Source organism: Candidatus Nanopusillus massiliensis (assembly GCF_920984865.1).
Genome location: NZ_OV100765.1, coordinates 142356 through 142656 on the forward strand (window position 1 = coordinate 142356; position 301 = coordinate 142656).

Annotated in this window: 1 pseudogene (running past one end of the window); it reads left to right on the forward strand. The window is 20.1% G+C overall.

Annotated elements, in window-relative coordinates:
- Positions 1-256: 256 nt before the first annotated feature.
- A pseudogene (locus tag LUA84_RS05040) lies at positions 257-301 on the forward strand (exosome complex protein Rrp42) (its annotated part continues 86 nt past the right edge of the window); the annotation flags it as partial.

Consider the following 301-nt stretch of genomic DNA (forward strand, 5'->3'; position numbering starts at 1 on the left):
CAGTAAAAGCTTTTTCTTAAACTTTTTATTTTTCAAAATTTTATATCTTATTTATGGATGAGGATATAAAAGAAGCTGTTAAAGATCTTATAATTATGATCATTTCAATAGGGTTAGTAATTTTTTGCATATTGGTTATCACTTTTATAAATATTATCTTATAAATCAATTATGAAATGGATATTGATTTTGAGGAGAATATTACAGATTATATTAGAGAAATTATAAAAGAAATTATAGGATTGATAAAAGGGGATTGTTAGAANNTAGAGATATAAAAATAATAAAAAATTATGTAAAG